The 7,205-nt window shown below is 41.3% G+C and carries 5 protein-coding genes; 3 read left to right on the top strand and 2 right to left on the bottom strand.

Annotated features, from left to right (window positions below; translation table 11 throughout):
• Nucleotides 1-366: 366 nt before the first annotated feature.
• A complete protein-coding gene (locus LHW48_00555; protein ID MCB5258952.1) occupies nucleotides 367-1,617 on the bottom strand; it encodes a glyceraldehyde-3-phosphate dehydrogenase in 1,251 nt (416 codons plus the stop codon).
• Nucleotides 1,618-1,644: 27 nt separating this feature from the next.
• The gene (locus LHW48_00560; protein MCB5258953.1) at nucleotides 1,645-5,682 is read right to left on the bottom strand and encodes a pyruvate phosphate dikinase; all 4,038 of its coding nucleotides are present in this window, start codon (nucleotides 5,680-5,682) and stop codon (nucleotides 1,645-1,647) included.
• A gap of 565 nt (nucleotides 5,683-6,247) precedes the next feature.
• On the opposite strand from LHW48_00560, the gene LHW48_00565 reads away from it, so the two are divergent.
• From LHW48_00565 to tnpA, 3 genes are all read left to right on the top strand, one after another.
• Nucleotides 6,248-6,532 carry a hypothetical protein gene (locus tag LHW48_00565; protein ID MCB5258954.1) on the top strand — a complete coding sequence of 95 codons (285 nt, stop codon included), beginning with the start codon at nucleotides 6,248-6,250 and terminating at the stop codon, nucleotides 6,530-6,532.
• Between the two features lie 5 nt (nucleotides 6,533-6,537).
• Nucleotides 6,538-6,687, top strand: coding sequence for a hypothetical protein (locus LHW48_00570; protein MCB5258955.1), 150 nt, complete (start codon nucleotides 6,538-6,540; stop codon nucleotides 6,685-6,687).
• Between the two features lie 201 nt (nucleotides 6,688-6,888).
• Nucleotides 6,889-7,205 (top strand): IS200/IS605 family transposase (tnpA, locus tag LHW48_00575; GenBank protein ID MCB5258956.1); only part of this gene is annotated, 317 nt, incomplete at its 3' end.

Raw genomic sequence — 7,205 nt, forward strand, 5'->3', positions numbered from 1 at the left:
ATTATCAAGATTATCAATGGGTTCCGATATATCGGTTATTCCTCCCCTTGAACATAAAGTTATGTTTAAGCTGGGTTAGTCCAGACATCATCGGGCGAGAAGGGATGATGTCTGGATAAAACTTAGGTAATGATTACTTTATCGCTTGCGTGCAAATCTAGAGCCTTTCAGTCAATCGGCACAGAAATTATTCTAAGAGAGCATTGCACATCCACATATATAGCAGATTTATGCACGAGATCTCGGTTTGGTTGGCATTTTCTGATCGTACCTAAGTATTATGGGGGCTCCATGCCCCAATTACTGACGGTTTTTAGAGCAAACAAAAAGCCCTGCCAATTTCGGCAGGGCTATATAATGCATATTTTACATGCTTTTACTGGCTATATAGTTTGTAAGTTTGGAAAGGCTATTTACGTAGGATCCAAGTTCGTTGTCGTACCAACCAAATATCTTGGCATGGGTAACAGGCATTTCCAACTGCTTATCTGTTTTCAGACCTTGTTGGGCTAATGCTTCCGGGGGAAAGCTGATAAATCCGGTTCTGGTATGTGTTTCATGTGCTTCTATCGTGATTGCCGCCAAGCTTCCGATAATATCAGCAGATACATTCTGGCGTTCGCTGAATATCAAAAGATCCTTTTGTGCGCCTTTGGCTGCAGCAGCATAAACATCATTAATTACTTTTCGATTAATTAGCGGTTCACCGAGATCATCAAGCTTTGTATAGAAAGTTACGTTTAGGTTAATCAAGGATACTGTATTTATTGGTATCCTAACGCTATCTGCCATAAAACCGATGTGTTTAATTTCGGGCATCACAAGTTCCAGTGCCTTAGCCGCACCTGTTGTAGAAAGAATAATATTATTGATCACGCTGCGAGATTTTCTTAGATCTGTAGCTCCCGTTTTAGGTACGCTATCCAAGATTGATTGGGTGTTTGTAGCAGCGTGGATTGTACTCATGGAGGCAGTAACAATTCTGGAGGTTAGTGTGCTTTCCAGTAGTGGCTTTATCATATGTGAAAGCCCGGTAGTAGTGCAAGAAGCGGCTGAGATGATATGGTGCTCCGCCGGGTTAAATTCCAGGTGATTTATCCCGTAAATCATCGTTCTGGTATCTGTGGGTGTTTGTGCAGTACCCTTAATCTTGAATGGAGCGCTGCAAATAACTTTGAGGGCACCTGCATCCAGATGACCGCGAAGACAAGGTTTGCCGCCTTCAGAAGCAACCGTAGGATCTAAAAAACTGCCGGTACAATCAACCACTACTTTCACGCCTTCGTTTAACCAATTGATGTCTTTGGGATCTCTGGCAGTACGGAGAATTTTAATCGGAATACCTTCAATCTCAATGATTGGCTTATCTCGATCCAGAATCTTTATTTCTGCTTTACCACCAACCATTCCCCTGAGAAATTTGTGAATGGAGCCATATGTGCTATCCGTTTCAATTACTTGGAGCAGATCATCCAGATCTTTTCCTACGTCACGACCACAATTGACAACAATACCTTCGAAATGTCTCAAGTGGATCTGGTTCCACAGCAAGAGCTTGCCGATCCTACCTAAGCCGTTGATACCCAAGAGGTTCTTGTTCCGTAAGCTGAGGTTCATGCTTGCGATCTCCTTTATCTTTTTATGTTATACTAATGATTGTACACTTTGCAGGGGATGGTGACCTAAATAGATGGTTCCCCCGTTTGCATCTAAAGTAATCTTATCTCCTGCTTTAAGTTCCACATCCTTGATACTACATGTAGAATTCTCCTCATCCACCACCAAATCACGGCAATTGACCACTCCGATCAAGCCCAAACGAGTGGCTGTTACTGCTGCGTGTGACGTTACTCCTCCCCGTGAGGTCAAGAGTCCCTGACATTCAAAGAGCAGCATCATATCGTCCGGTACGGTATCCGGGCGCACCAAAATTAAAGCATCGCCCTGATCTTTGAAACGATCGATATCTTCCTGTTTTATCACAATGATTCCGTTTACTGCACCTTTACCGATTCCGATTCCACTGCCCAGACTTTCCAATTGGGTATCTGTGCTACCCAATACTTGATACTCAGGACTTTTATGAATAATCTGATTACGTGTTTGTAGAATATAGAGCTGCTTTTCAGAATTGCCTTCGAAAGTAAACTCGATCTCCTGATGTGGATAATTATGCTCTACTATCAGTTGTTTAGCATAGCGCAAAAGTCTCTGATACAAAGACGGGAAGTCTTTTTCCAGCGACATATCGCCATCGCGATTAATACGTTCTGCTTCTGAAATTGGTAAAGTATGTACCAGCCCCGCTACTACATCTTCTCCTTGGCTGCACAGAGTAAAATCTCCATTCAAAAAGATTCCGGGCTCCTTGTGCCAATCTGCATGGGTAAAGAGTACTCCGGTTCCACTATCTAAAGAAATGTTTCCCAGAACCATTTTTTGGATAATCACAGCTGTGCCCCATTCTTCAGCAATATGCAGCTTGGAACGATATTTCTTTGCCCGCAGAGTATTCCAACTATCCAAAACATGGGAGATTGATTTATAGAGCTGACTATAGGGATCCTGCTCCAAGGCAACGTTGTAACGTGCCAGCACCTGTTTATAGTCATCCACCATTTCCCGCATTTGTTGTGGGCTAAATTGGGTTTTTTGCTTAATATCGTAGCGTTTTTTATAATCAATCATCACGTTATCAAATTCATCGCGTGCAATGCCGTAAGCCATTCCCCAGCTTTGAATTAGGCGCCGGTAACAATCCCATGCTGTCCAGCCATAATTAGGACGTAGCGAAAGCTTGAGCGTAATTTCATCTGTGAGCCCAATATTCAAGAAGGTATCCATAGCGCCGGGTAAGCTCATAGGGGCACCTGATCTTACAGAGAATAGTAGTGGTTTTTGGGGATTGCCAAAACCTAGCCCGGTATAACGCTCCATTTTATGCAAGTTTTCCCATAAAAGTTGGTCGAATTCGCTTGAAATATCAGGATGTGTATTGATAATATCCCTATTTCGGAAGAGGTCTGTAGTAATCACAAAACCAGGAGGAATGGGAAATTCATATTGGTGCATACGCTTAAGAAAAAAGGCTTTGGAGCCTAAAAGAACCTGGTTTTCGATGCGGGAGTTACGGGTGTAGAGATGAAAGAATAGACGGTCCGGATCGTAGGACATTAGTTTAACAATATTTTCTTTACTAAACAATCTTCGCATCTCAGTAAGGGATTCTAGGATTCGGGTGATAAAATTGTCCAAACCTTGCACGAGGAAAGATGATGAGAGTAGGTTCCGATAAAACTCTTCGGCAAAGATCTCAGTTCTTGTGCGACTGTCTTTGTCTTCTCTTGCTTTAGTTAATTGATAGTCGTAGAAACGATAATAATACTCATTTACCAATTCATTGACGCTATCTTTGAGCAAATTGAAGATATCCAGATACTGATCTAATGAGAGAGTTGAAACATTTTGCACGGAACTCAGCATTGCCAATGCAGTAGTGAAGGCATCGCTTGTAACCATCTCTTGACGCATGGCAAAATCGTAGATTTCCAGTATACGTACTATTCTACGCATTGTTTTACCATTGATATAGCTTAAGTTGAGTTGCCCAACGCTACGCTCAAAGAGACGGCGAATCACGTTTTCGAGGCGGAATACCATGCCCATTGCTTCAAGTTTAGGTTCTCTGTACATGCCATACATGGATGGAATTCCAGCAGCGATGTGACGCTTGTAATAGATATTTTCCCAGGGACTGGTGGGTTTGGGATCCAAAATCTGAGAGTTCAATCTGCCGATATAGTTAAGCATCTGGCGGATAGAACTGTCGTAATCCCGCCTTGTTAAGCTACTTTTTAAGCGGATTTGTTCATGTCCATCAAAGAAGCTATAACGGGAAAGAAATTTCACGATATCGTAGGGATCCAGATTGTATTTATCTTTTAGCAAAAAATGGCAATAGCAAAGCAGTTTTAGTCGTTTATTAAAATAGTCTTCAGCAAGATTTGCAAAAAGGATTTCTACCTTTTGCCAAGATAGCGAAAGCAATTCGGTATCCGTAAGCTTGTTATTTGCAAGAAAATTATTGGTTACGCGACTTTGCTCTCGAGTTCGTTCATTTAGTTCTTGGATGCCTTGCCACACATCAGCCGGGATGATGTTTTGTAATGGTTTGGGATCCAGGGTAATCCAATAGCGCAGAATCCTCTCAATAAGAGTAATGTGAGTATTATTACTCTCTGTGTGAACCTGTTTGCGAAGAAAATGAATCAAGCGGTCTTTTCGTTGCGTGAGTTCATCCAAATTTGTGCTGGCATCGCGAATTTCTCCTTCCGCTCCTATCTCATTGAAAAATACGGGAAACTTGCGTAAGAGGTGTTTGGATTGGACAAATATTGGTGTGATATTTGTGCTCAAAAAGGCTGAAACATCTTTTTGAAAAAGGTCTGTATCCGAAATAAACACACCGTACTTGCTTAGGCTGATAATCGTAAAAGCCAGTAGGTCTTTGTTCTGCAGAGGATTTATTGCAATCAGTTCGAGGAGAATGCGAAGATGTTTTACATGGTTTTTATCTACTTCTGTCTGCCAATCTTCGGAAATTCGCACTTCACCAGGAGCAGTGAACCCAAGATCTATAATGCGGTCTATTATATGCTTATGCAAAGTAGAATTGCTGCCCTTCAACACTGCCTTCCCGATAGTTAATACACAATCCAGCACAATGCTCATGTGGGAAACAGTAAATGGCTTTAAGGTCTCGAAAACAGTATCGATCATATCGTGGACTTCATCCACAGAAAGCTCCAGATACATATCTGCTAATTGCCGATTTAGATCCCACAAGAGATGATCCATCATATCTAGCATTGTGGCTTGTCCCAAAAGGAAAAAGATATATTGCACCCTGTGGCTAAGCGAAGTAAATTCTCGAATATAATCCCGATGCAGCGTGGCAATCTCTGTAAAGGCGGGAACGATTTTATAATCTTCTGTAGATGTGGCTTGCTCAAGGTAATGCTGCCAATAAGTATAGAACTGAGAACCGGGAAGCTGCGAAAGATCAATTTCTTCTGGTTTATTTTTCAAAGCAAGCAGCCAAGAATTTATATCTGTATTCCTCTGCCAATACTTGAGATTTTCATTCAATATCCGGCGCAAAAGATTAAGGCAAACATCTTTCTGATGGCATTTTTCGCTGAGCATAACCATGGCTCTGCGGGTTTGAGTGCTGATTCTTACAAAGAGGCTAAGATACTTTTCTGTATATGTGCCTAACATTTTCACCAAGTCGTCGTAGATATGGGACAAATTTTGCTCACAAAGCGCTTGGCAAAGCTCTAAAAAGTCGCTGAAAAGCTGTTTACGTTCATTCTCCTTACTGCAAAGAGCTTCAGCTTTTTTGTATAGGTACAATACTATTTGAAGAACTTCTTCTGATTCTGCATGACCAGTAAACCACCAAAGATCGCCCAATATACTGGAACGCATCAAATTAAGGGTAATAACCGGATTCACAAAGGGATGATACAATTCATCAAGGAAACTGCGTAAGCGTTGATTCACGCCAAAATAATCATGGGAAAGATCAAGAAGCCACTTTGCGGATTCATCCAATTCTATCTGCGCCACTTTGGTGGCTCGCAGATTTTCCGTAAGAGCTTTAGAAACTAATTTATCCACTACCTCTTCCTCTGGAATTAATAACTGTTGTTATACCTACCCTGCCTACTTAAATATTTATAGCTTTCTGTCAAGGGATTTGCTAGAAAAAATATTTTCAGGTATTGTTTTCTTTTTTCTAGGATGCTTTTTCTGTGGCATGAGCATGGAGTAGTAGTAGAAAATAACTCGACATCTATTACATCTATATAGTTGATAAGAATAATCTTGACTCTTCAGAAGACTATTCCAAGTCTGCTGGACATAGCCTTTAACCGCCAAAACAATCTCTGGTCTTTTTAGTAATGACCAGCTCATGCAGAAGCAAGATGAGGTTTGGGATGCAGGGCTGATTTGGATTGCATACGATGGAAGATGGCATAATAACAACACCAATGACAGCTGACGACAAGCATGCCTGGTGGGGCTGGGGTCATAACTTGAGAGATACAGGTGTAATAGTGGAAAGATGAAGTATGTGCTGACCAGTTCTTCCAGTTACAGCAAATAAGAAATGATTGGAGTCATGGCAGAGTGATTGAATGGCTCGAGGTAACAAATATTCAAACCTATAGGAGAGAATACCATGGATGCTAATAAGAAAAGATATCTGGACACATTGTATGTCAGCCTTTCAGTGAAAGGTGTTTCCGAAGATTCAATTAGTAAGGTGAAAACAATCGATTTAACGGACTTGGCAGAGTATCTTGTACTTCCACCTGATGAATTGAACAATATTATAAACGAGTTGAAAAGAAGAGACCCTGATTTTGATTTTGAGCAACTTGAGTTTCCAGAAGGTGAAGTTGAGAAATCCAATACATCAAGTTATGGTTCGATTGAAAACCTCATCAGTTTGCAAACTCATTAGGAGTGATGATTATTGTCATTGGGGTAGTTCTTGCTTTTATTCAGTCTGAAAATGCGCTTTACACCATAACGGCATCATTTTTAGGTGTGCTTTATTTATTCTCAACTGCTGCAATATTAAGACTTCTGGTAGATATTGCGTTATCACTCAAATAGAGCACGCATAAGTCTGAATAGAAAATAGCCAGGGCAATGGTTTAAGTGCCGTAGGCACGCCATTTTAGATAGCCCTCCCGCCCCGAAAACTCTGAATGAGTGCCGTAGGCACGACATTTCAGATAACAAGCTAAACAATTGGTTGACTCCTCATTTCCGGGTCATAAACCTTGTTCTCAAATGCGTATCAGGAGAATGAAGATGGCCAATACCTACACACAAATCTATGTTCATTATGTATTTGCAACTCAAAAACGCTTGCGATTGTTCCACGACAATGCCCAAAAGGAACTCTATGATTATTCTGCTGGCTTGACCAGGGATTTAAATTGCTTTTTACAATGCATCGGAGGCATGGAGGATCACATCCATCTTTTAGTGGGATTGCATCCGAGTCTATCTGTGTCAGATTTTGCTCAGAGATTCAAGGCCAACACCAGCAGGTTCATAAACGAGAAAGGCTGGGTAATCGGCAAATTCAATTGGCAGAATGGTTTTGGCGCGTTTTCCGTATCCCA

Source organism: Candidatus Cloacimonadota bacterium, assembly GCA_020532355.1.
Lineage (GTDB): Bacteria > Cloacimonadota > Cloacimonadia > Cloacimonadales > Cloacimonadaceae > UBA5456.

What these genes read in the sequence shown, in the direction of transcription:
- LHW48_00555 (MCB5258952.1), bottom strand. Translation starts at nt 1,617, where the DNA reads ATGAACCTCAGCTTACGGAACAAGAACCTCTTGGGTATCAACGGCTTA.
- LHW48_00565 (MCB5258954.1), top strand. Translation starts at nt 6,248, where the DNA reads ATGGATGCTAATAAGAAAAGATATCTGGACACATTGTATGTCAGCCTT.
- LHW48_00570 (MCB5258955.1), top strand. Translation starts at nt 6,538, where the DNA reads ATGATTATTGTCATTGGGGTAGTTCTTGCTTTTATTCAGTCTGAAAAT.